Annotated in this window: 16 protein-coding genes; 6 read left to right on the top strand and 10 right to left on the bottom strand. The window is 54.4% G+C overall.

Translation table 11 applies throughout. From position 1 onward, the window contains the following. The first annotated feature begins 366 nt into the window (after positions 1-366). The 5 genes from ABQ298_15395 to ABQ298_15375 all read left to right on the top strand — a co-directional run bounded on the left by ABQ298_15395 (position 367) and on the right by ABQ298_15375 (position 6,799). Positions 367-1,011: a methyltransferase domain-containing protein gene (locus ABQ298_15395; GenBank protein MEQ9825769.1), complete on the top strand. Its 645-nt coding sequence runs from the start codon at positions 367-369 to the stop codon at positions 1,009-1,011. 53 nt (positions 1,012-1,064) lie between these two features. Beyond that, entirely contained in the window at positions 1,065-1,715 is a 651-nt protein-coding gene (locus tag ABQ298_15390) for an ASCH domain-containing protein (protein ID MEQ9825768.1), read from the top strand. Positions 1,716-1,818: 103 nt separating this feature from the next. Continuing rightward, a complete protein-coding gene (locus ABQ298_15385; GenBank protein ID MEQ9825767.1) occupies positions 1,819-2,928 on the top strand; it encodes an efflux RND transporter periplasmic adaptor subunit in 1,110 nt (369 codons plus the stop codon). Continuing rightward, on the top strand, positions 2,925-5,981 hold the full coding sequence (locus tag ABQ298_15380; GenBank protein ID MEQ9825766.1) for an efflux RND transporter permease subunit: 3,057 nt from the start codon (positions 2,925-2,927) through the stop codon (positions 5,979-5,981). Before ABQ298_15385 ends, ABQ298_15380 begins: the two co-directional genes overlap by 4 nt. Positions 5,982-6,091: 110 nt before the next feature. Further along, positions 6,092-6,799, top strand: a complete 708-nt coding sequence (locus tag ABQ298_15375) for a hypothetical protein (GenBank protein MEQ9825765.1) — start codon at positions 6,092-6,094, stop codon at positions 6,797-6,799. Positions 6,800-6,809: 10 nt separating this feature from the next. Here the strand turns inward: ABQ298_15375 and ABQ298_15370 are convergent, their stop codons facing one another. The 10 genes from ABQ298_15370 to rho form a co-directional block, all read right to left on the bottom strand. Further along, on the bottom strand, positions 6,810-9,011 hold the full coding sequence (locus ABQ298_15370) for an ATP-dependent RecD-like DNA helicase (protein ID MEQ9825764.1): 2,202 nt from the start codon (positions 9,009-9,011) through the stop codon (positions 6,810-6,812). Between the two features lie 1,014 nt (positions 9,012-10,025). Continuing rightward, a complete protein-coding gene (locus ABQ298_15365) occupies positions 10,026-10,679 on the bottom strand; it encodes an HAD family hydrolase (GenBank protein ID MEQ9825763.1) in 654 nt (217 codons plus the stop codon). A 93-nt stretch (positions 10,680-10,772) separates the two neighbouring features. Further along, the gene (locus ABQ298_15360) at positions 10,773-13,070 is read right to left on the bottom strand and encodes a cation:proton antiporter (protein MEQ9825762.1); all 2,298 of its coding nucleotides are present in this window, start codon (positions 13,068-13,070) and stop codon (positions 10,773-10,775) included. 67 nt (positions 13,071-13,137) lie between these two features. Next, the gene (pyrE, locus tag ABQ298_15355) at positions 13,138-13,671 is read right to left on the bottom strand and encodes an orotate phosphoribosyltransferase (GenBank protein MEQ9825761.1); all 534 of its coding nucleotides are present in this window, start codon (positions 13,669-13,671) and stop codon (positions 13,138-13,140) included. Between the two features lie 61 nt (positions 13,672-13,732). After that, entirely contained in the window at positions 13,733-14,896 is a 1,164-nt protein-coding gene (nspC, locus tag ABQ298_15350) for a carboxynorspermidine decarboxylase (GenBank protein MEQ9825760.1), read from the bottom strand. Continuing rightward, the gene (locus ABQ298_15345) at positions 14,872-16,053 is read right to left on the bottom strand and encodes a saccharopine dehydrogenase family protein (GenBank protein MEQ9825759.1); all 1,182 of its coding nucleotides are present in this window, start codon (positions 16,051-16,053) and stop codon (positions 14,872-14,874) included. Before ABQ298_15345 ends, nspC begins: the two co-directional genes overlap by 25 nt. Positions 16,054-16,287: 234 nt before the next feature. Further along, entirely contained in the window at positions 16,288-16,680 is a 393-nt protein-coding gene (flaF, locus tag ABQ298_15340) for a flagellar biosynthesis regulator FlaF (protein ID MEQ9825758.1), read from the bottom strand. Beyond that, positions 16,661-17,092 (bottom strand): flagellar biosynthesis repressor FlbT, encoded by a 432-nt coding sequence (locus tag ABQ298_15335; GenBank protein ID MEQ9825757.1) that lies wholly within the window; start codon positions 17,090-17,092, stop codon positions 16,661-16,663. Before ABQ298_15335 ends, flaF begins: the two co-directional genes overlap by 20 nt. 220 nt (positions 17,093-17,312) lie before the next feature. Continuing rightward, positions 17,313-19,079, bottom strand: a complete 1,767-nt coding sequence (locus tag ABQ298_15330) for a hypothetical protein (protein ID MEQ9825756.1) — start codon at positions 19,077-19,079, stop codon at positions 17,313-17,315. A 196-nt stretch (positions 19,080-19,275) separates the two neighbouring features. Beyond that, on the bottom strand, positions 19,276-20,433 hold the full coding sequence (gene rho, locus ABQ298_15325) for a transcription termination factor Rho (protein MEQ9825755.1): 1,158 nt from the start codon (positions 20,431-20,433) through the stop codon (positions 19,276-19,278). A gap of 399 nt (positions 20,434-20,832) precedes the next feature. On the opposite strand from rho, the gene ABQ298_15320 reads away from it, so the two are divergent. Next, positions 20,833-21,345, top strand: coding sequence for a type II secretion system protein (locus ABQ298_15320; GenBank protein ID MEQ9825754.1), 513 nt, complete (start codon positions 20,833-20,835; stop codon positions 21,343-21,345). The last annotated feature ends 1 nt before the right edge of the window (position 21,346 follow it).

The following is a 21,346-nucleotide window of genomic DNA, read 5'->3' as shown; positions in this document are numbered from 1 at the left end:
CACTTTTTTCCATGGTGGTTTCCTTCTCTTGTTAGTTTTGCTGCCTCCAAGCTTGGTCGCTTGGGGGCGGGAAACCACCTCAAAGTTTTAACAATTTTGGGGACTCTTCCATTTCCGCGATTCGGGTGCGTTCTTGAACGTCAATTTTGGGAGTTAGTTGCAATGTAAGCGTCCCGTAGGCTTCCCCCTCGACTTTAAAAAAGCTGAATCTGTGACGAGTTCGTTGACTCTTAGAAATATCATAAGTTCTTATTCTGTAATTGCTTAAGTCAAGAATATGCCCAGTTTTTTGAGTGTAATTCGACGGTTTTATCCCAAGAAGCACTCAAAAATGAAACCTACAACGAAGCATCATCGCATGACCAGATGTTACCTCAAATGGAATCTTGGCAGTGTGACCAATGCATACTTGGCAGCGATGGCTTGGAATTTGAAGATGTGGACTATGTGCCTCGAAGCCACTTGGCGAAGTGGTGTGCGCAAGCGTCTTTTTGTACTGATTCGAAGTGGCTTGTATCGAGCGATATTGGACTTCCTTGGTGCAATCCGAAACCAAGGGGCAACCCTTCGTGGGTCGTTCCAGTCCATTCCAGCGCCTTCTGCGAGTTTTTAAGGTTCAACGACCTCAATGCACATTTGGTGAAAACAGGGAGGGCACACTTTCAGCAGGGCAGTTCTGATCGGCTTCCCTTTCAAGCGAAGCGATTTGATAAAGTGTTGGCCGTTCACACCCTGTACTTTTGGGAAAAACCTGCGGATCACCTCGCAGAAATCTCTCGGGTCATGAAACCTGCGAGTCGGTTTTGCATGGCCTTCGGTGATCGTTCTTTTATGAAAAATCTTCCGTTTGCTCCATATGGGTTTAGGCTCTATGATGAAGCGGAAGCCATTGAGCTGCTGCGCTGCTCTGGTTTTCAAATCCTTGAGACGTGTCAGTATCAGGAAAAGGGCTTGAGCAATACGGGCGAACCCGTGGACAAACTCATACACATTGTCGTCTGCGGGGTTTGACAACACCCAGTATGCGGCAAACGGCGCTTTTTCGACGCAAGAACAGAGCAAACATGCTGATTCGCAAGCCAGTCCTCGAACAAATCAAGTCGGGCGAAGTCACGCTCGCCTTTCGCCGATGGAAGCGACAATCGGTGAAATCGGGTAGTCAGCTCAAAACTGCAATAGGCTTGCTCGCCATCACAGAGGTTAGCCTTTGCGATGAGAGCGAAATCACGCAACAGGATGCGCAGCAGGCGGGATATAGCGATGTGGACGCGCTGTTAAGTGAGTTGAACACTCGTGCTGGTACCCTTTATCGCATTCGCCTGGCCTATGCCGGAGCGGATCCCAGAATTGCCCTGCGTGAAGATGCGGATTTGCATGACGATGATCTTCGGAGCATTACCGAAAAATTTCATCGTCTGGATAAGGCTTCCCGTCACGGAGACTGGACACTGCGCTTCCTGAAACTGATCGAGACGTATCCGATGCTTCGGGCGGGTGAGTTAGCCGCGAAAGCGGGGGTTGAGAAAGCTTGGTTGAAAGGAAATATTCGGAAGCTCAAGAACATTGGACTGACCCTCAGTCTTGAGTCTGGGTATGAACTCACACCACGCGGTCATGCATACCTGAAAGGACTTGCAGTTGATGGAAACACCGCAAGGCGGTGCAGAGTGCATGCGGAAGGGATAATCCTGAGGGACTGGGGTAGAGTGAATTGAATCGACTTGCCGTTGCCTTTCATCGGTAATTCGGAACCGGTGGTCAGGAAGTTCTTGGCAATCAGGTGATCAATCCATGCGTTGACTCGAAGGTATCTCTATTGTGAAAGCATTTCGAACGATTCTGATCTTCGCTTCCCTGTTGCTGGGAGTTGCCGTGATCGCATTTGCGGCATGGGCATTTTGGGGTGAGCAGCAGGAAAAGTCCTCTGGACCGCAGCGCTCCTCCCAAGGTGCTGCGAGCATGGCGACTCCGGTCCGTACCTGGCAGGTGCAAGCGAGCAGTTTTGAGCGCAGGCTGGTGTTTAACGGCACCATCCGCGCCAGGGAGTTCATCGAAATCACATCCGAGGTAGCAGGGCGAGTGGCGAATATTCATTTTGAAGATGGGGATGTCGTGCAGACCGGAGATCTTCTGGTAACCCTGGATGATCGGGAGCCTCAGGCACAGGCAAGAGCGGTGCAGGAGGAACTCGAGCTGGCTACGCTCAATGCGGATCGTTTGCAGGTGCTCTGGCAGAGTGAAGGCATCCCGCAGCGGGATCTCGACGAGGCGCTTAGCCGGAAGAACGTGCTCGCCGCGCAGCTGGAGAACTTGAAGGCGCGCATCGAAAAATACCGCATCGTAGCTCCCTTTTCAGGCAAGCTTGGGTTTCGCGAGATCAGTCTGGGCGCATCGCTGCAACCCGGCATGCGCATTTCCACCCTGCAGTCGATAGATCCTATTCTGATTGATTTTCCGGTTTCTGAACGCTTTCGCAACTACGTGCGTGAGGGGGTTCCGGTGGCGGCAAGAATTTCCGGAGACGAACAGACTTACGAGGGTAGCGTGTTTCGCCTGGATCCGCGTATCGACTCCGCGACGCGTACGGTAACGGTGCGTGGCGTGTTTCCGAATCCGGAGGGTGCATTGCAACCGGGAGGATTTGCGCGCGTCCAGGTGAACATCACAACACCCGATTCGGTGCTGGTGCCAGCGACAGCAGTGGTGCGTGGCCTGCTGGATGTGGCGGTGTTTGTGGTGAGTGATGGCAAGGCAGAGCGTCGTGTGGTGGAGATTGGCGAGCGCACGCCGACAGCAGTGGAAGTGCTCAGTGGACTGAGCGAAGGAGAGATGCTCATCGTTGAGGGAACCCAGAGTGTGCGAAATGGAGCAAGCGTGCGGGTGGTATCCTCCTCGGACACCGTGATCGAACAAACCCTTGAGCCATGAGCCTGAGTTCTGTCAGCATTCATCGCCCGGTCTTCACGATCGTGCTGTCGATTACGGTGGTGGTCTTCGGTTTGGCGGGTTTGTCCAGACTGGGCGTCCGTGAACTGCCGCAGAATGAGCGACCGATTATTTCCGTGCAGGCTGGGTATCCCGGAGCCAATGCAAGTGTGATGCAAAGCCAGATCACGGAGGTGCTGGAGGAGCAGATCAACACGGTGCCGGGCATTCGCACCATGACTTCCAGCAGCCGGGAGGGAAGGTCGACGATATCGGTGGAGTTTGAACTGGGGGAGGACATTGACCGCGCAGCCAATGACATTCGTGACCGCGTGGCGGCATCGATGGGCCGGCTGCCGCCCGATGCAGATCCGCCCACCGTGCGCAAGGCAGATGCCGACGGCGACCCCATTGTTTTTCTGAATGTCAGCAGTGATCAGCGCGACTTGCTGGAGCTGACCGCCATCGCGGACAATGTATTTAAACCGCGCTTTGAGACCATCAGCGGAGTTGGACGCGTGGACATCTGGGGGTCCAAGGAGTATGCGATGCGGCTGTGGCTCGACCCTGAGCGCATGGCAGCTCACGGTGTGAACGCGCTTGACGTGCGGCGTGCCTTTGCAGATGCCAATGTGGAATTACCGAGCGGCCGCCTGGAAGGGCGCGACGTGGATGTAAACCTACGCACACTGACTCGCCTGGGAGATGATCCACTGGTTTTTGAAAATCGTGTGATTCGACGGGTGGGGGATCGAGTGGTGCGCCTGCGCGACATCGGCTATGCTGAGCTGGGACCGCTCGACGAGCGAACTGTGCTCAAGCGAAACGGAATTCCCATGGTCGGGGTGGTGATCCGCCCGCAGGCAAATGCGAATGAAATTGCGATTGTGGACGAATTTTACCGCCGCCTCGAGCTGCTGCGTTCGGATCTGCCAGAAGACATTCGACTGGGAATCGGCTTTGATACCAGCCAGTTCATTCGAGACAGTATCGCGGAAGTCAGGCAGACCCTGATCTTTTCGGGTATACTGGTATGTTTGACGATTTTCATCTTTCTGCGGGAAGTGCGCTCGACCTTCATCCCCTTGCTGACGATCCCGATCGCGCTGGTGGGCACCTTTTTTCTGCTGAATCTTGCTGGATTTTCAATCAACACCTTGACCCTGCTTGGCTTGGTGCTTGCGATCGGATTGGTGGTGGATGATGCCATCGTTGTGCTCGAAAACATCTATCGTCGCATTGAAGACGGGGAGCAGGCACAGGAGGCGGCGATCCGTGGCATCCAGCAAATCTTCCTTGCGGTGGTTGCGACCACGCTTGCACTGGCGTCGGTGTTTGCGCCGATTCTGTTTTTGGGGGGAGTGACGGGGGCATTGTTCAAGGAGTTTGGAGTTACTCTGGCCGGGGCCGTGATCCTTTCGTCCTTCATCGCATTGACGCTGACCCCGATGCTCTGTTCACGCGTGCTCAAGAAGCATGACCGCATGCCGTGGGCATATCGCATCACGGAACCCATGTTTCAATGGTTGAATCGCAGCTATGAACGCACCCTACGCCTGTTCATGAGCACCTCAATCCCAGCGGCAGTGGTCGTTGCCAGTTGCCTGCTGCTCATTCCGGTTGTGGGGTTGCTGTTGCCAAAGGAACTGGCACCGATCGAAGATCGCAACCTGTTGGTGCTGCAGGCGAATGCACAACCTGGTGTTGGATATCGATACATGATCGACACCATGGACGAGATCGATGCGATCATCGAGCGCGAGGTTCCCGAACGAGTGGCTTCTCTGTCGGTGACGTCCCCGGGATTTGGCGGGGGTAGCACGGTAAACTCGGGTTTCTCCCGTATCGTGCTGGGTCCCTCATCTGAACGAGAGCGAAGCCAGCTGCAGATCGCCAATGCGTTGACGCTGGCAATGGCGGAGCTGCCGGAGGCAACCGTCCGTGTGCAGTCTCCGCCGACAATCCAGGCTGGTGGTCGTGGGGCACCCATGCAATTTGTCGTGCAGAATACAGATGGGGGAAAACTGAGGGAAGTGATACCGGAGTTGCTTGATCGTGCACGCCAGCACCCTGTGTTGACTTCGGTGAGCGTGAACCTCGAATTCACGCAGCCGGAAATCAGTGTGGAAGTGGATCGCGATCGTGCCGAAGCGATTGGAGTGAGTGCGCGCACCATCGCAGATACGATTCAGGCCTCATTCAGCGGGCAGCGCTATGGTTTTTTTGTGAAAGATGGGGAGCAGTATGAAGTGGTTGGGCAGTTCCAGCGTGAGGATCGTCAGACCCCGTTTGACGTGAGCATGCTTGAAGTGCGTTCGGACTCGGGGGAGCTGATCCCGATCACAAACCTGGTGTCCTTTGAAGAGATCAGCGCTGCCCCTGTGCTCTTCCGCTACAACCGTTTTCCATCGGCGACGTTTTCGGCAACGATTGCGGATGGCTATACGATCGCGGATGCGATTGCCGCCATGCGTGAGGTGGCCGACGAAGTGCTGGACGAAACCTTCACCACCGAACTGGCGGGACAGGCGCGCGAGTTTACGGAAACGGGTTCCACCTTGGCCTATGTTTTTGTCTTTTCCCTGATGCTGGTCTATCTGGTCTTGGCGGCACAATTTGAGAGCTTCCGCACCCCGCTGATCATCATGATCACGGTTCCACTGGCACTGGCGGGTGGATTGCTGGCACTCTATTTACTGGACCAGCGCCTGAACATTTTTTCCCAGATTGGGTTGATCATGCTGATCGGACTCGTGACCAAAAACGGCATCCTGGTGGTCGAGTTTGCCAACCAACTGCGCGATCAGGGAATGTCCCTGATGGATGCGGCACGTCAGGCAGCTGCACAGCGTTTCCGGCCGATTTTGATGACCACGACATCGACGATTCTGGGCACATTGCCAGTCGCCCTTGCAGTGGGTGCGGGCGCAGAGAGCCGAACCTCACTGGGCATTGCTGTGATCGGTGGTCTTGCGCTGGGTTCGTTTTTGACTCTTTATGTGATCCCGCTTGCCTACACCTGGATTGCAAACCCGCGCCCGCGTGAGCAGTTGTGAGTCATGCGGTGGTTGGAGCACGGGGTTTCATGAAAGTTGTCACTTGCAACTCCCCTCGAAATGAACAGGCTGTGAGGAGCTGTTATTCCGCGTGACGCTCACTTCCTACCATGCACTATTTTTGTGAACAGTCTGAAAACACACGCCTGATTGTAGAGCGCTTTCTTGAGACATGGGATCGAAGTGATCCACTGTTTCTCGCGGGTGCAGTTGGCAGCGAATATCTGCTGCTTGTGAAAGAGTATGCGAAGGAGCGCGGAATCGACAGTGCAGCGATTTTGTCGTTGGAACCCTCCATGCTGGAAGAATCGGTGCTCAACGAGTGGATGGTCATGCTCAGTCGCACGGCGATTCGACCGGAATTGCTGCTTTTGCGCATCAGTCCAACTCTGGATGCGGTGATGGAAACCCGCCTGCTGCGCTTTTTAGAAAATCCGGCATTTCCGGATTCAAAGCTGCTGGTCATCATGGACGGATTTGACCCGTTTGAAGAAGGCATTGTGTATCCTGAAGCCCTGGCTGAACGCTGCAAGTCTGCTCTGTTTGTGGTACCACCCCTGTGCAATCGCCTTGCGGATTTGGCGTATTTCACAGTTGAGTTGTTGAAGGCCTACTCAGCAGAGCGCGATCTGCAGTCACCGGTTCAATTGGCCCAGGACGCTCAGGATCTGCTGCTGGAGTATGACTGGCCGGGCAACTACGCAGAGTTGAGTGAAGTACTCCGCGCCCTCGTGTATGGCAGCAGAAAGGGTGGGTTGATCGAACGCGAAAACCTGCGCATTGCGATCAATCTTGGTCGCACTCAACCCATCGACTGACGGGTTCCTTTCAGGTGGATTCCAGCCCGTCAACTCCGAGTAGATGCGGCACGAGATGGGTGCAGCGATCACGGGTTTTGAGATTTTTTATGGCCATGGCGTAGGCATCAACCTGGCCGAGCAGGTAGACCCGTTGTTTGCCTCGTGTGATGGCGGTATAGACAAGGTTGCGTTCGAGCATCACAAAGTGCTGTTTCATGAGTGGGATCAGCACAACGGGGTATTCGCTGCCCTGGCTCTTGTGGATTGTGATTGCATAGGCGAGCTGGAATTCACCCAGCTCCGAGCGCTCGTATTCTACCAGGTTGCCATCAAACTCCGCCCGCACACTTCCCGTTTCGGGATCAATATGCATGATCGTGCCAATGTCACCATTGAAGACAGATTTGTCGTAGTTGTTGCGTGTCTGGATGATGCGATCCTTCACGCGAAAGACCTCGTATCCGGATCGCACCTCGCGTTGGGAGGGGTTGAGCGCGTTCTGAAGCACAGCGTTGAGGTTTTGAGTTCCTGCAATGCCCTTGTGCAGCGGTGCCAGAATCTGGCAGTCCCTCACGATCTGAGCGGGCAGGAGTTGCGGGAGCTTGTGATTCACCAGCTCAACTGTTTTGTCGATCAGATCTTCGGGGGTTTCGCAGCGAATGAAGCAGATTTCATCCTCAGGCTGAATGAGGTCGATGCGATCCACCAGGCGACCAGTCTTCACGGTTCCCTCAAGAATACCGTGAGCAACAGCAGAGATTTGGCTTCCCTTGCTCTGGCGGTAAATGTACTGAAGGCGCGTGACGGAAACCTGTCGACTGCTGATCAAATCGGCCAATACGTTGCCGCAACCGACGGAGGGAAGCTGATCAGTGTCACCCACCAGAAGCAGGTGAGCACTCCACGGAATTGCCTTGAACAAACTTGCGGCGAGGTAACTGTCGAGCATGCTGGCTTCATCGACAACGATGAAATCCGCGCGCAGTGGGTTGGATTCATTGGCAAGAAATCCACCCTTGCTGGGGTCGTAACCCAGCAGGCGGTGAATCGTTTGGGCGAATCCACCTGTGGCCTCCTGCAGACGTTTGGCGGCGCGACCCGTGGGCGAGGCGAGCACGACCTTGACTTTTTTTGCCTTGAGAATGGAAACAATGCCCCGCAGTAGGGTGGTTTTACCGGTGCCAGGACCGCCAGTGATGATGGAAACCTTTGCAGCGAGTGAGGTAAGGATGGCCTCGCGCTGGGCGGGGGCGAGCCAGAGTCCCGTTTTTTCCTCGAACCAGTCTACCGCGATTTCCGACTTGATGGAGGGGAGTCGGCTGTCCGATTGCATGAGTCCCCGGATTGCCTTTGCAATGCTGGCTTCGTGCTGGAAGAGAGGTGGCAGCTGGATCACTTCATTGCGGGGAAAGCGCAACTCGCGGGTGCGAATGAGCTGCTGCAGCACATTTTGGATCAGCGGTTCATCGATCTGCAGCAATTCAAGCGCACGTTGCACCACGGTTTCGAGCGGCAGGCAGGTATGGCCATTTTGCGAAGCCTCATCCATCACATGAAAGAGCCCAGCCTGAACACGTTGGCTGGAGTCGGTGGGAATGCCCAGATTGTGCGCGATTTTGTCAGCGGTGAGGAAGCCGATGCCGTCAATTTCTTTGGCGAGGATATAGGGATTGTCTTGAAGGATGCGAATGGTTTCACCGCCGTAGCGTTTGACCAGGCGAATGCATTGGGCATTGGAAACGTTGTGAGTCTGCAGGAAGATCATGACCTCGCGGTAGACCTGCTGTTCGTCCCATGCCTGTTTGATGGACTTCGCGCGTTGGGCACCGATGCCTTCGACCTCGCGCAGGCGTGCAGACTGGGTACTGATGATCTCGAGCGTGCGGTCACCGAAGTGATCCACAATCTTGTTTGCATAGGTTTTGCCAATGCCCTTCACCAGACCACTGCCGAGATATTTGCGGATGCCGTAGGTGCTGGCGGGAAGCTTGGACTTGAATCCGGCAATGGCGAACTGCATGCCGAATTTGGGGTGTTGTTTCCACTGTCCTGTCAGTTCGAGTGTTTCTCCGCACTGGATGCCGGGCAGATTTCCGGCAACGGTGATCACGCGGGCCGGATTTGCCTGTTCGATGCGAAGTTGTCCCACCAAATAGTGGTTTTCTTCGTTGGAGTAGACAATTTTCTCCAGCACTCCAGTGAGAGTTTCGGTGGCACGTGGATTGGGCATGAGGTGGGCCGAGCATCACAAAGTTTGCTGATCTTGGCAAGCGGGGATCGACACCACAATGCAGCGAGGGTGTCGAGCGGATTGCGGATGTCTGATGGGCGATGGTTGAAGGGTAGCGGGAGCTTCCAGCTCGCGCTTGGTTGCAGCGGAGCTGAGATGGCGAAGGTTGAGATGTGATGAGCTGTGAGGTTTGAGGAATTTGTTTTCACCCGAGAAGTCGGGGTTTTTGCAGCTCCGCCCTGAACTGGTTCAAATTCTTTCTTTTTAAACCACAGATCTATGAGATGGGCACAGATTCGAATTGAGTCGAGACCCATCGCCCATAACCCAATACCGTTCTCATGGATCTTCTCTCATGGTGATTTTCCTATCTTGCGTAGGGTTCCCGCTCGCCGAGAGCCGCCGTTCCAGCCCGCCACGCCCCTCCCAAAGCCATCGGATCCCCCGTAGCGGAATTTGGAAAAATTTCGACCCATGGACACTCGAATACCTCAACAGTTCGACCTTTCCCAGTAACAGGTTCAAAAACTACACACAAAAACCTGTTGCGCGCAGCGCAGCTGCACGATGTTCCAACTCCTGCAGTGCGTCAGCCTTCACTAACACTGATCCAACCGAAGCATCGATTCTTCCTCATCAACCATTTCCACTTCGCCATCGCAGCTCGCTGCACGGTGCCACAATTCAGATGAAAAACTTCAACCACAAAAGGCACAAAACACACAAATCCCAAAGGGTTTCGCTGGTTGATCGTGCTTACCACTGATCAGTGGACTGACCACCCTCATGCCCTTTATGGTTTAAACAACTGAGTTTTGAAACATCGGCTGGCGAATGTCAGCCTATAAGGCCTATGGGCCACATAACGCTGTTTCACAGCGACAAAAAGGCTTTTTGTTCCCCGACTTGTCGGGATTTTTGCAGCTCCGATTATATCGGAGCGTTTTGAGTTCGGCATCTGCCGAACGGTGTTTTGTCAAATCCTGGGTTCAGCATCTAAAACAATCATTCGTCTTAGGTGGCTAGATCGAACACCTTGCGACCGATGGAGTGAAGTTCGGGGTAGACGGGGCTTTGTGCCTCGGAGCAAAGGTGCTTGAAGCTGTGGGAACCTGTGGCAACGAGAAAGCAGGGCATGCCAACGCAAAGAGCGGCCTGTTCGTCGAATGGAGAATCGCCGATGAGGCAGCTTGATTCCACCTGGGCGGAAAACTGTCGCAATGCATGCCTTGTGAATTCCGGCTCGGGCTTGCGCCAAGGGGTATCGCCCGTTCCCACAATTCCGGTGAGCCAGCGGGAAAGACCCAGATGTTCGCAAATCGCTCGTGCCTTATCTCCTCGCTTATTCGTGAAAACTATGCAGCGGATGCCGATTTCCTGCAAGGATTGCAATAACCATTCGGAGCCGTGATTGATCTCGACGGCGTCGTACATCACGGTGTCAAAGTGGGATTCAAACAAAGTGGCAACGGTTTCCGGGTTTGATTTCGGAAACAATCGGGATGCCGTGACCGGGACCGAACCACCCACGGTTGCAACGACCTTATCATAGCTGGGAGGCTCCAGATCGAGTTGTTGTGCAGCGTGAACAAAGGACTGGTGGATCGCGTCGAAATGATCGATCAGCGTACCGTCGAGATCAAAGAATACGTGGTGGAAGCGTCGCATCGGTTCCTGATACAATGCAGTCCGAGCCGGGTGCCAAGACTAAACGCACTGTGGACTCCTGCGAGGGAAGAACGCACGAGATCGTGAAAGGGTTCAGGAAGTGACGGTGTGGTCAAGATCGCGCATTAGGTTATCGAGCGCTGCCCGACTTCCACAGAGCAACAGCGTATCGGAAACCTCAAACACAAATTCGCGGGAAGGGAAGAGTGAGCGCACACCCTCGCGGGAGACGCCGAGCAGCTGAACGCCGGAAAGACGACTCCAGTTCAATTCTCCCAGCGATTTTCCGACCAGGGACGAACGCTCGGGCAGGGTGTAGACATCCATGACATCGGAATGCAGGGAGTGCAGGGAATCCGATGAAAAGTGCGCGGGGTCGTAGAGCATTTTGCGTGCTTTCTTGAGATTCTCAGAGGTTCCTGCGAGCAGAACAACATCGCCTGGAAAGAGGTGGGTTTGGGGGCCGGGTGAATGAATCGGATAGCCCTGACGTTCAAGCGCGACGATGGAGCAACCTGTATGAGTGCGAAGTTCTGCCTGCGCGATGGATTTTCCAGCAAGTGCGGTGTTCACTGGCAGGGTAATTTCATCGAGCTTGATGCCCCATTGCTCCGCAGATTGCAGGTACTGGGCGGTATGGGAGGGAGCATTTCGACCAACAGTTTGCTGCAACTCAAATTCGACATGACTGTGCCAGCGAATGATCTTCTTGCGCATCAAAAGCAGGAAGATGCCTACTGCTGTGAGACTGGCGAGAATGGCCCACCAGGGAATGCGGTCGAATGGTAGCAGATTGAGCAGCCAGATTCCCAGAGCGATTGCCGCGAGGATCTTGAACAATCCCTGAAACCAGACCGTGTACCGTGCAAGATCACGATTTCCCTTGGAAATGCTGTCGGCGATGAGCATGGCGAGTGCTGCGATGTTTCGCCAGATTGCCACGAGTGAACCCAGGCAAAGCACGGCTACTACAAATCCATAGATGACGCTGGGCCAGGGGGCCGGAGTGATGGAAAGAGGCCAGAGACTGGTCACGGCAGTGAAACCAGGCTGGGCAAAGACCAGAATGGATGTGACGATGATGATTTCGACCGTGATCTGGATCAGACGTTTGCGGGCGAGTCTCCAGAGCAGGGAACGATCAGGAACTTGTCCGAGGCGCATCCAGAACTCGCGGTAAAGGTTGAGGATTCGCGAGAAACGTGGCATTTCCGGGCGATGCAGTGCATTGGAGATACCAGGGGCGTGAGCGATGAGCGTGGGAGAAATCAAACTGGTGAGGAATGAAATCCCAACAGCGGCGACGGCGTAGGTGGGGGACAGTGCTCCCGAGCTTACACCCAGTGCGGCGATGATGAACGAAAACTCCCCCATGGGTACGACAACCAAACCTGTCTGCAATGCGATTCGGGATGGCTCGCCGGCAATGAGAAGACTCAGCCATGCAGAGAGGGTGCGCAGCAGCAGGCAGGACAGGGTGCCAACGGCAATGAGGGGCAGTGCTGAACCGATTTGGGAGATATCCAGGGACATGCCGATAGCGACAAAAAAGACGGTGGTAAAGACGTCCTTGAATCCGGTGAAGGTTTGTCGAATGGCGGCATAGCGGGAGGTTTCTGCGATCACGATGCCCAGCAGAAACGCACCCAGTGCCAGCGAGTAGCCAGCTTTGACAGCGGTGAAAGCAATGCCCAGCAGCAGACCCGTGAGCAGAATGGTCTCAAGTTCTGACGAGCCTGTCTTCACAAAGCGGTGCAGCAGTCGCGGCAACAGGAGGATGCCGATCATGATGATCAACAGGGCGAAGGCGGCGACAAGTCCGACAGTGCGCCCAAGAATCGGGAGCATGTTTGCACTGTCGTTGGACGATACCATCGCGCCCAGAAAGGTAAGCATGACGACAGCGACAATATCCTCGAGCAGAGTCATGCCCATGCCCAGCTGTCCATATCGTGTGTGGTTCAGCCCCTCGTCGACCAGCGTTTTGCTGATGATGGCCGAACTGCTGACCGTTAGCATGGCAGCGAGAAACATGCCCTCCATTGCCCCAAGTCCAATCCAGGAACTTACCAGGCGACTGGAATCAAAGACGATGAGAGCTGTCAGGGTAGTAGCAATGATGACCTTCGCTCCAAGTTCGCGCAACCGCTGGATGCGCAGTCCCAGACCGATCGAAAACATCAAAAAAATCAATCCCAGCTGGGAAAATACCTGAATGCGTGCGGGGTCGCTTACATAGGGAAACGTGATCGATGGTGTGCCTACGAAGATGCCGGCGAGCAAATAACCGACAATCGGGGATTGTTTAAGGCTGCGAGCGATCCAGCCGAAAAGCGCTGCGGCAAGCAGGATGACGGCAAAGTCCTGAATAAAGAGGCTGGCTTCGTCCATGGGTGCTCAGAGGGTGGGGACCAGAATGATGGATAGGAACTGAGAAGTTTGTGCAACAGGGATCATGTTACGCAGATGCGGATGCGGATTCGAGTTCGCTTCGAGTAAACAGGGCATGCAGGCGCAGTCCTGCAGTGGCCATCTTTTCGGGGCCGCCCTGTTCCCGGTTAATGACGCAGATGACGTCCTCGACCTTGGCGCCAGCCTTGCGGAGATCGGTTGCCGACAGGATGGCTTGCCCGCCCGAGGTGATGACATCTTCGATGATCACAAGGCGTTTTTTTTCAATCTCGCAACCTTCGGCAAATTTGCAGGTTCCGTAGCGCTTCGGTTCCTTGCGTACAAAACAGACGGGAAGACCGGTGAGCTGGGAAAGCAGGGTTGCCACTGGTATGCCACCCATTTCCAGTCCGGCAAGCACCTCGGTGCCATCGGGTATGAGATCCGCCATTTTTTTGGCGATTTCCATGAGAAGCATGGGATTGCTCTCAAAGCGATACTTGTCAAAGTACTGGTCACTGGTCGCACCGGAACGCAATTTGAAGCTGCCGCGAATGTGAGCAGTCTGGTAGATCTGAGCTGCTAAGGCTTGTTTATCCATAGTTTCGAATACAACGAAAGTGTGATTGGGTGCTGGGAACGGGTCAACGGGGAAGCGTGAGTCAGGCGAGTTTGTTGGCGTAGTCTTCGTAGCCAAAAGTACGCACGATCCGGGTGCTTTGAGTCTGGCGGTCAAAAATCGCAATGGCGGGCATTTGCACACCATTGAAAAAACTGGTTTTCACCATGGTATAGTGGGCCATGTCCATGAGCAATACGCAGTCTCCCACCTGAAGCGGTTGATCAAAGGAGTAGGTGCCAATGCGGTCACCAGCGAGACAGGTAACTCCACCAAGGCGATAGCCGTGTGTTTTTTCGCCAAGCTTGCCAGCACCATGAATTTCGGCCCGGTAAGGCATCTCCAGCGTGTCGGGCATGTGGGCAGTGGCCGATACGTTGAGAATCGCGTGGGGAACATCACCGGGTGCACCCGGTTTGATGTCCAGCACTGTCGCTTTGAGCACACCGGTCCCCCAGCCAAACGCTTCGCTGGGTTCGAGGTAGATCTGGTGACCATAGCGCGCATGCCAGCGATTGAGCAGTGCGATCAGGTGGTCGACATCATAGCCCTTGCGCGTGATGAGGTGCCCGCCACCCATGTTGATCCATTTTACCTTTGACAGTACGGCGGAAAAGCGGGATTCGAGAGCCTGTAGGGTGCGTTCCAGCGCATGCGAGTCATTTTCGCAGAGATTGTGCACATGAATGCCGTCGAGCCAGGGAAGCAGGTCGTCGTTCCACTCGTGTTGTTGGATACCCAGGCGAGAGGCCTTGGCGCTGGGATCATAGAGTTCGGTATCGGCTTCGGATTGTTCCGGATTCAACCGCACTGCCATTTCAATGGGGCGTTCAGCGTCGCGAATGGCAGGTGCATAGCGCAGCAGTTGTTCGCGAGAGTTAAAGACGATGTGGTCCACCCATTGGCTGAGGATGCGGATGTCTTCGTCTGAATATGCCGGGGCGTAGGCGTGCAGTTCCCCCCCCATTTTGCGCAGACCGAGCTCTGCTTCATGCGGTGAGCTTGCGGCGATGCCTGCCACGTACGGGCGGATGAGATCAAAAGTGGCATGGCAGGCGTAGCCCTTAAGTGCGAGCAGCACCTTGGCAGGACTTTCGCGGGAGATGCGGCCAATGCGTTCGAGGTTCTGCAGAAGTGCCTGCTTGTGAATGACGAAGCAGGATTCGGGGGTTTGCTGGCAAATCAGTTGAAGATCTCGAGCTTCCATGGCAATCCGTATTGGTTGAGGTCCTGCATGAACGGATCGGGATCAAACTGTTCCATGTTGAAAACACCCTTGCCGCTCCATTTGCCCTCCGCGATCATTTTGGCACCGATCATGGCGGGCACGCCCGTGGTGTAGGAAATCGCCTGTGCGTTGACCTCACGAAAGCAGGCTTCGTGGTCGCAGATGTTATACAGAAATGCCTTCTTGGGGGCACCATCCCGGATTCCCTCGACGAGGCATCCGATACAGGTTTTACCCTTGGTGGTCTGACCCAGACTTGCGGGATCGGGAAGCAGTGCTTTCAGAAATTCGAGTGGGATGACCTGGGTTCCCTTGTAGTTGACCGGATCGATGCGCGTCATGCCGACATTTTCAAGCACGCGAAGGTGGGTCAGGTATGCATCCCCAAAGGTCATCCAGAAACGGGCCTGACGGATTTTTGGAAAGTGCTTAACCAGGGACTCGAGTTCCTCATGATAGAGCAGGTAGATTTTTTTGTCACCGATGCCGTCGGGAAAGCTGTGAGTTTTGCTCACGGAGAGTGGGTCGGTTTCCACCCATTGGCCATCCTGCCAGAATTTGCCACGCTGTGTGATTTCGCGGATGTTGATCTCGGGATTGAAGTTGGTGGCGAAAGCCTGCCCATGATCCCCGGCATTGCAGTCGATGATATCGAGTGTGTGAATTTCGTCGAACTCATGCTTGTGCAGCCAGGCGGTGAAAACGTTGGTGACGCCTGGGTCAAAGCCCGATCCGAGCAGGGCCATGATGCCTGCCTTCTCAAAGCGGTCCTGATAGGCCCACTGCCATCCGTAGTGGAATTTTGCCTCGTCCCTGGGTTCGTAGTTTGCGGTGTCAACGTATTGCGCACCAGTCGCCAGGCACGCATCCATGATCGCCAGGTCCTGATAAGGAAGGGCTACATTGATGACGATATCGGCTCCGATCTTGCGAATCAATGCGGCGGTTTCCTCCGGATTGTCAGCATCAAGTTGCGCGGTTTGAATCTCGCGCGAAAGTTCAGAGGCGATCACATCACACTTGGACTGTGTGCGACTTGCCAGACAGATGGAATGGAAGACTTCGGGCAGGGATGCGCATTTGTGAGTGACTACGCGGCCGACGCCGCCCGCGCCGATGATGAGTACATTTGCCATGCATGCAGCATCCCGAATTCTCTGCAATTATCAATGGAAAAGCTCGAAAATTCGGAGAGGAATTTCTGACCTCGACGCATGAAGGGAAGGAGCGAATGCGCAGGGTATCACTCTCCTTGGCTGTCACTTGTTGTTTGAGGCAGCAGGTGGTTTCGTGGGTGCTCTGCTGGAGAAGGAGATGAGCAAGACCTCAACTCACCGTTGGTGATGCTGGCGCAAAAAAATTTTTGCGTGTTATTCGGAGCGCTCCGCATCCCGCTGTGATTTGAGACCGGATGCGAGGTTTTCGTTGATGTTGATGAGGCTGTTCAATTTTTCCTTTTCGGGATAGGCGATGATGTCGAGCGTTGCCTTGCGCACGTAGACTCCGAGGCTGAGCAGATTTTCGCGAAGGGGACGCTCAAGCTGGCAGTCAGGACTGCGCCAGTCGTTTTGAAAGACATCCCATATTTTCTGATTGTAGCGCAGGGCATCGTCGAGCGCGCGATTGAAGGCGTTATCCGTCCAGTTTTCCTGACAGCGCTTCAACATGACTGCTGCCTTTTCCAGCACATTGACCTCAACATCACGACCTGGGACAGTCGCCTTTTGGGTTTTTTCGTAGGGGTTAATTGGATTTCTTGGCATGATCCATCAACTGTTTTTCGTAATCAATGAGCTTTTTGGTGAGCTTCAGCGCACTGTAGTACTCTTCCACCAGAATTTTTTCGCTGATTTCATGAATCATCGGAGTCATGCTGGGAGCGGCTTCGGTCAGGACGCGAACAAGTTGCCAGTAGGTTTTGTGAAAGATTTTTACTCTTTCCGGTTCAAAATACATCATCTGAATGGTCAGATACACCTGTTGCGCCACTGATTTTGCGCGTTCGGGTGTCATGATTTCTTTTTCCCGAAGCAACCTCACCTTGTTTTCAATGAAGAGTTGGGACGCATGATCCCCGTTGCTGAGCAGTGCTCCGTTGATGTAGATTTTCTCGTTAGGTTTGAGTGTGATTTTCAGTGCCACAGTGGTCGGGGTGTTGTGGGTTATGTTCAGCACGCGTTATGTAAAACGATGATGAACCTTTAGTTACTATCGTGAAGCGTAACATAAACTTTAGGAAAATCTCAAGCTTCTTGGACGACTCTTGATTGAGCGCTGCTGCTGCGGTGACCTGTGGTCGTTTTGCATTGTTCTGGGACGATGGAAAATTGTTCTGAAGCTGTGAAACAGAGACAAAAAAAGCGGCCCAAAGTAACAGGGCCGCCGTGATCGGAAATCATTCCTCAAACATTTGAACATCGGGTTCAAACTCAAGGATCAGTTTATACTGGATGCCCGGACGCATGATCAGCGGGTGATCGCGCAGCAGAGTCTGCACGTAGTGGATTTTTCCGTAATAACCACGATAGGATGGGTCATGAGTGACCTCATCATTGGCAGCCCATTCGGCCTGGAAATCATCCTTGATGACAGTGGCCCGCAGGCTTTCAGGTCCGAGTTTGAACGAGGTTCCCATGGTGTGGAACGAGTGTGGCAGCCCCAGGCAGAGGTTATAGCGCATGGAATCCAGCTGGATCACATTTTTCACGGTGTAAACAAATTCGCTTTGGATCTTGTTACCGGAGAAGGTCCATTTCACCTTCACACTGCCAATGCCATTGGCCATGACTCCCTGCTTCGTGATCAGCTCGGGCTGGTCGTATTTGAAGAAGAAGGAATTGCGCATGCCAAGGCCTGTGGTGCACTGTTTGCCGTAGAAGCAGGGCAGGGTGGTTACCTCGCCAAAACGCAGCTCGGGCACCATGACGGGCAGGTAGCGCTCGACGGGCCAGTCAAAGATGCCGGGGCAATGGGGGAACGCGAGGCAATCACTGCTCTCTGGATTGCGGCTTTGCATCAGTGGCAACTGCAGCAGCAATCCGCTGGAGGAGTCCTGATAGATGAACAACCCCTGTTCCTTCTTGTTGGCCTTGTCGAAGATCACGAAACGACCGGTATTTTTGGGTTTGGTCGGTTTGGCATCATCGATCGAACCGGAAATGCTGCGGGCGAGGCGTGACCACTGGCTCAGGTAGCGAGCCGCATCAAAATTCGCCATGCGAGTGGTGTGGCGGGAAATGGTGGTGCGCTCGGCATCACGGATGAGCAACTGCCCGGTTTCCTGATCGATGTAGGTGCTGAAGAAGAAGTAGAAGACCCGACGCAGGATATCGAGAAAGATGGCTTTTTTGTCGTCGCGGATCCAATCATCACGCATGGCCTGAAGGATGAGGCTGATGCAGTGCATTTGTGCGTAGGCACCCGTGCCCTCGCCAAAGGCCCAACCCATGCCATCAAGGCGGGTGAGGTCCGGAATCATGCGAAGGTATTTTTCGACAAAAGTACGCAGGCTGGGCAGCTTGCGGTCGCGCAGATGGATGTTGGCGTGCAGCTGAAGGGCCTGACGGATGAAAACAAAGGAACTGACCCCGGCGATGTCATAACAGCCACCGATTCCATTATCCGGATCGATGTCCATGAAACCCGCGCTGCTATTGGACTCCACCGTGCTGATGAACTTTTCAATCAGTTTGCCGGTTTCATCCTTTTTCGTGAGATCCATGCTGAAGCGGGTGACAGCCTTTGCGATGCTGTAGGGCTGTTCAGCATGAACGAAGCTGCCGCGCTGGAGCAACATCTTGTCGAGACGCTCACGCGTGGGGTCGAGCAGGCGTTCCCAGACCTGGTTGCGCTCCTTGGAAGGACTGAAGGAGAGCAGGCCCAATCCGCTGTAGGCGATCCCGTTGTCGGTTTCCTGATCGGTGAATGCCTGATTGGTGATGCACCGGGCGCAGAGGTCGACAAGGTCGTAGCCCTCAAGCTTGGTCTGGCCCGTTGCGCGGTAGAATTCTCCGATCGCAAGCGCTGCATGGCCCGGTTCGTCCAGTCTGGAATCTTCTCCCTCGTAGGGAAGGATGCTTCCATCCTCCTGGATGGCGTTGAGATTGTTGGCCAGCAGCGACGCTGCAAGGTCCTGACATTGGTCGGCAAACGGGTGTTCCATTAACGATCGGACGCGGTAATTTCGGTTTGTAGAGTGGGTTCGTCCCGCAGTGTACAGAGACGAAGGTTAGCGCTGGATGTGATGCCTCGGCACAGGCCCCTCATCAAGGTACTAAGGTTTGATTTGTAATTGAGAGCAAAGTCACTTGTCAAGGCGTCAATGAATCGGAAGGTGCGATTGTGAAATCTTCGGCAAATTAAATGCGCAGAAGCGTTAGAAACGCCTTGTTGGTTGGGGCAGTTCCCATGCGGGAAAGCAGGGTTTCGGCGGACTCAATGGGCTTGAGAGGGGCCAGTGCCCGGCGGAAAAAGCTGACCTTCTCGAGCGTTGTCGGATCCATGAGTAATTCTTCCTTGCGCGTGCCGGAGGCGTTGACATTGATCGCGGGCCAGAGTCGAAGTTCGGCGACCTTTCGGTCGAGCACCATTTCCATGTTTCCGGTTCCCTTGAACTCCTGAAAAATGAGTTCATCCATTTTACTGCCGGTTTCGATCAAGGCCGTGGCGACGATGGTGAGACTGCCCGCTTCTTCGGTGAGTCGGGCGCTGGAAAAAATCTGACGGGGTTTCTCGAGGGCACGAATGTCAAGTCCGCCGGTCATGGTGCGACCTCCGCCCCCCTTGGCGGAATTGAATGCACGCGAGAGACGGGTGATGGAATCAATGAGTAACACAACATCCGTTCCAATCTCAACGAGGCGTTTCGCGCGCTCAATCGCCAGTTCGGCGATGCGGAGATGACTCTCGATGGGTTCGTCGTTGGAGGAAGCAAAAATCTCTGCAGGAACGGAGCGTTTGAAATCGGTGACTTCCTCCGGGCGCTCGTCCACGAGCAGTACCATGACGTGGCACTCGGGATTGTTTTCGAGAATACCGGCGGCAATGTCATGCAGCAGGGTGGTCTTGCCCGTGCGCGGAGGGGCGACAATGAGACCGCGCTGACCCTTGCCGATGGGGCAGAACAGGTCCATCACGCGATTGGTCATGCGACCGTCCTTGGTCTCCAGGCGCAGTTGTTCGTCGGGTGTGAGTGTGGTGAGTTCCTGAAATTGCAGTTTCTTTTTGCGGTCATCGACGGAGAGACCATCGATTTTTTCGATGAAACGCACTTTGGGATTGGGGAAGCGGTCATCGTGAATGGCGATGCCTTCAATAAAATTTCCGGACTTCAGTTTGAACCGACGTACGAGTTCTTTGTTGATGAATGGGTCGGTGGAGCGGGCCTTGCCATTGCGGGCCGGGTCGATGAGCTGACCGGTTTTGTTTTTGGAAAGCTCGAGAATACCGGTGACGGTAACTTTGTCTCCGTTGACCACGGTCGTTTCAGGTGTGGCAGATTGCGTGTCCTGTGTCATGAATGAGTGGGTTTGCGAAAGTGGTGAAAAGTCGGACAGAACATGCGAACTCCGCACCGACTTCAGGAAAAAGGTTGTGAATGCGTTGGCAGGTCTGCCAGGGCGATAAAGGTCAATCAGGAGGAGTCAAGTGCGGTCATCGCGGGGGATTCTCCATTCCCGCGAATGCGATTGCCTGGTTAACGAAGGGTGGCCGTTATCACGGAACCACTGCATCCAGTGCCATCAGGGAAGGACTCCATCCTTCGTAACTATAGTCACAGCCTGTTGCAGGAATCAAGTTTTCTTTCACGAGGAAATTGGAAATCTGCCTTCGCGCGGAAAAACATTCCCTCAGAATGCTCAGAATTGAGAGGATTGGGATCTTGGTTATTGCTCCGGCAGAGATGGGAATGAGGCATGCACGGCTTTCCTCCAGGCTGTAATGCTTCCCATTGGTTGCGTCCGAATCCGTCTGGTATGACAATTCTGGAACTGGTTGCGGTGATCGCAGTCATTTCGGTGTTGGTTGCATTAAGCAGTGGTGCCATTGATGCCGTGAAAAAGCGAACGCTTCGGCTGGAGAGCGAGGCCGTGCTGGCGGGTATACGGGGAATGTTGGAGCAGCATCGTCTGAGGACCGGGGATTACCCTGTGATCGATCAGGGTGAACGGAGTGAGCGTGCGTTGAAGCTGAGACGCCTGTTGTCTGCTTCTTCGGCAGAGATGGCATTCGATGGCGATGCTGAGTCAGCATGGATTGATGGGTGGGGCAGTGCGATCTACTACGCATACAGTGAACAATGGCAGCACGGTCGCTATGTGTTGTGTTCCTGTGGCCCCGATGGATTGATGCAGCCTGAGAACGCGGCGGGCTGGTATGACCGAAACCATGTGTTCAACCGTGACAACCTGGAAGGAACCGGAAGGTAGG

It is taken from the genome of Puniceicoccaceae bacterium (assembly GCA_040224245.1).
In the GTDB taxonomy this organism is placed as follows: Bacteria; Verrucomicrobiota; Verrucomicrobiia; order Opitutales; family JAFGAQ01; genus JAKSBQ01.
This window is presented reverse-complemented; position numbering and strand designations above follow the sequence as displayed.

Coding starts and splice junctions, on each gene's coding strand:
- ABQ298_15345 (MEQ9825759.1), bottom strand. CDS start 16,053: ATGGCAAATGTACTCATCATCGGCGCGGGCGGCGTCGGCCGCGTAGTC.
- ABQ298_15380 (MEQ9825766.1), top strand. CDS start 2,925: ATGAGCCTGAGTTCTGTCAGCATTCATCGCCCGGTCTTCACGATCGTG.
- ABQ298_15370 (MEQ9825764.1), bottom strand. CDS start 9,011: ATGCCCAATCCACGTGCCACCGAAACTCTCACTGGAGTGCTGGAGAAA.
- ABQ298_15360 (MEQ9825762.1), bottom strand. CDS start 13,070: ATGGACGAAGCCAGCCTCTTTATTCAGGACTTTGCCGTCATCCTGCTT.
- ABQ298_15320 (MEQ9825754.1), top strand. CDS start 20,833: ATGCACGGCTTTCCTCCAGGCTGTAATGCTTCCCATTGGTTGCGTCCG.
- ABQ298_15330 (MEQ9825756.1), bottom strand. CDS start 19,079: ATGGAACACCCGTTTGCCGACCAATGTCAGGACCTTGCAGCGTCGCTG.
- ABQ298_15390 (MEQ9825768.1), top strand. CDS start 1,065: ATGCTGATTCGCAAGCCAGTCCTCGAACAAATCAAGTCGGGCGAAGTC.
- nspC (MEQ9825760.1), bottom strand. CDS start 14,896: ATGGAAGCTCGAGATCTTCAACTGATTTGCCAGCAAACCCCCGAATCC.
- ABQ298_15375 (MEQ9825765.1), top strand. CDS start 6,092: ATGCACTATTTTTGTGAACAGTCTGAAAACACACGCCTGATTGTAGAG.
- rho (MEQ9825755.1), bottom strand. CDS start 20,433: ATGACACAGGACACGCAATCTGCCACACCTGAAACGACCGTGGTCAAC.
- ABQ298_15395 (MEQ9825769.1), top strand. CDS start 367: ATGTTACCTCAAATGGAATCTTGGCAGTGTGACCAATGCATACTTGGC.
- pyrE (MEQ9825761.1), bottom strand. CDS start 13,671: ATGGATAAACAAGCCTTAGCAGCTCAGATCTACCAGACTGCTCACATT.
- ABQ298_15365 (MEQ9825763.1), bottom strand. CDS start 10,679: ATGCGACGCTTCCACCACGTATTCTTTGATCTCGACGGTACGCTGATC.
- flaF (MEQ9825758.1), bottom strand. CDS start 16,680: ATGCCAAGAAATCCAATTAACCCCTACGAAAAAACCCAAAAGGCGACT.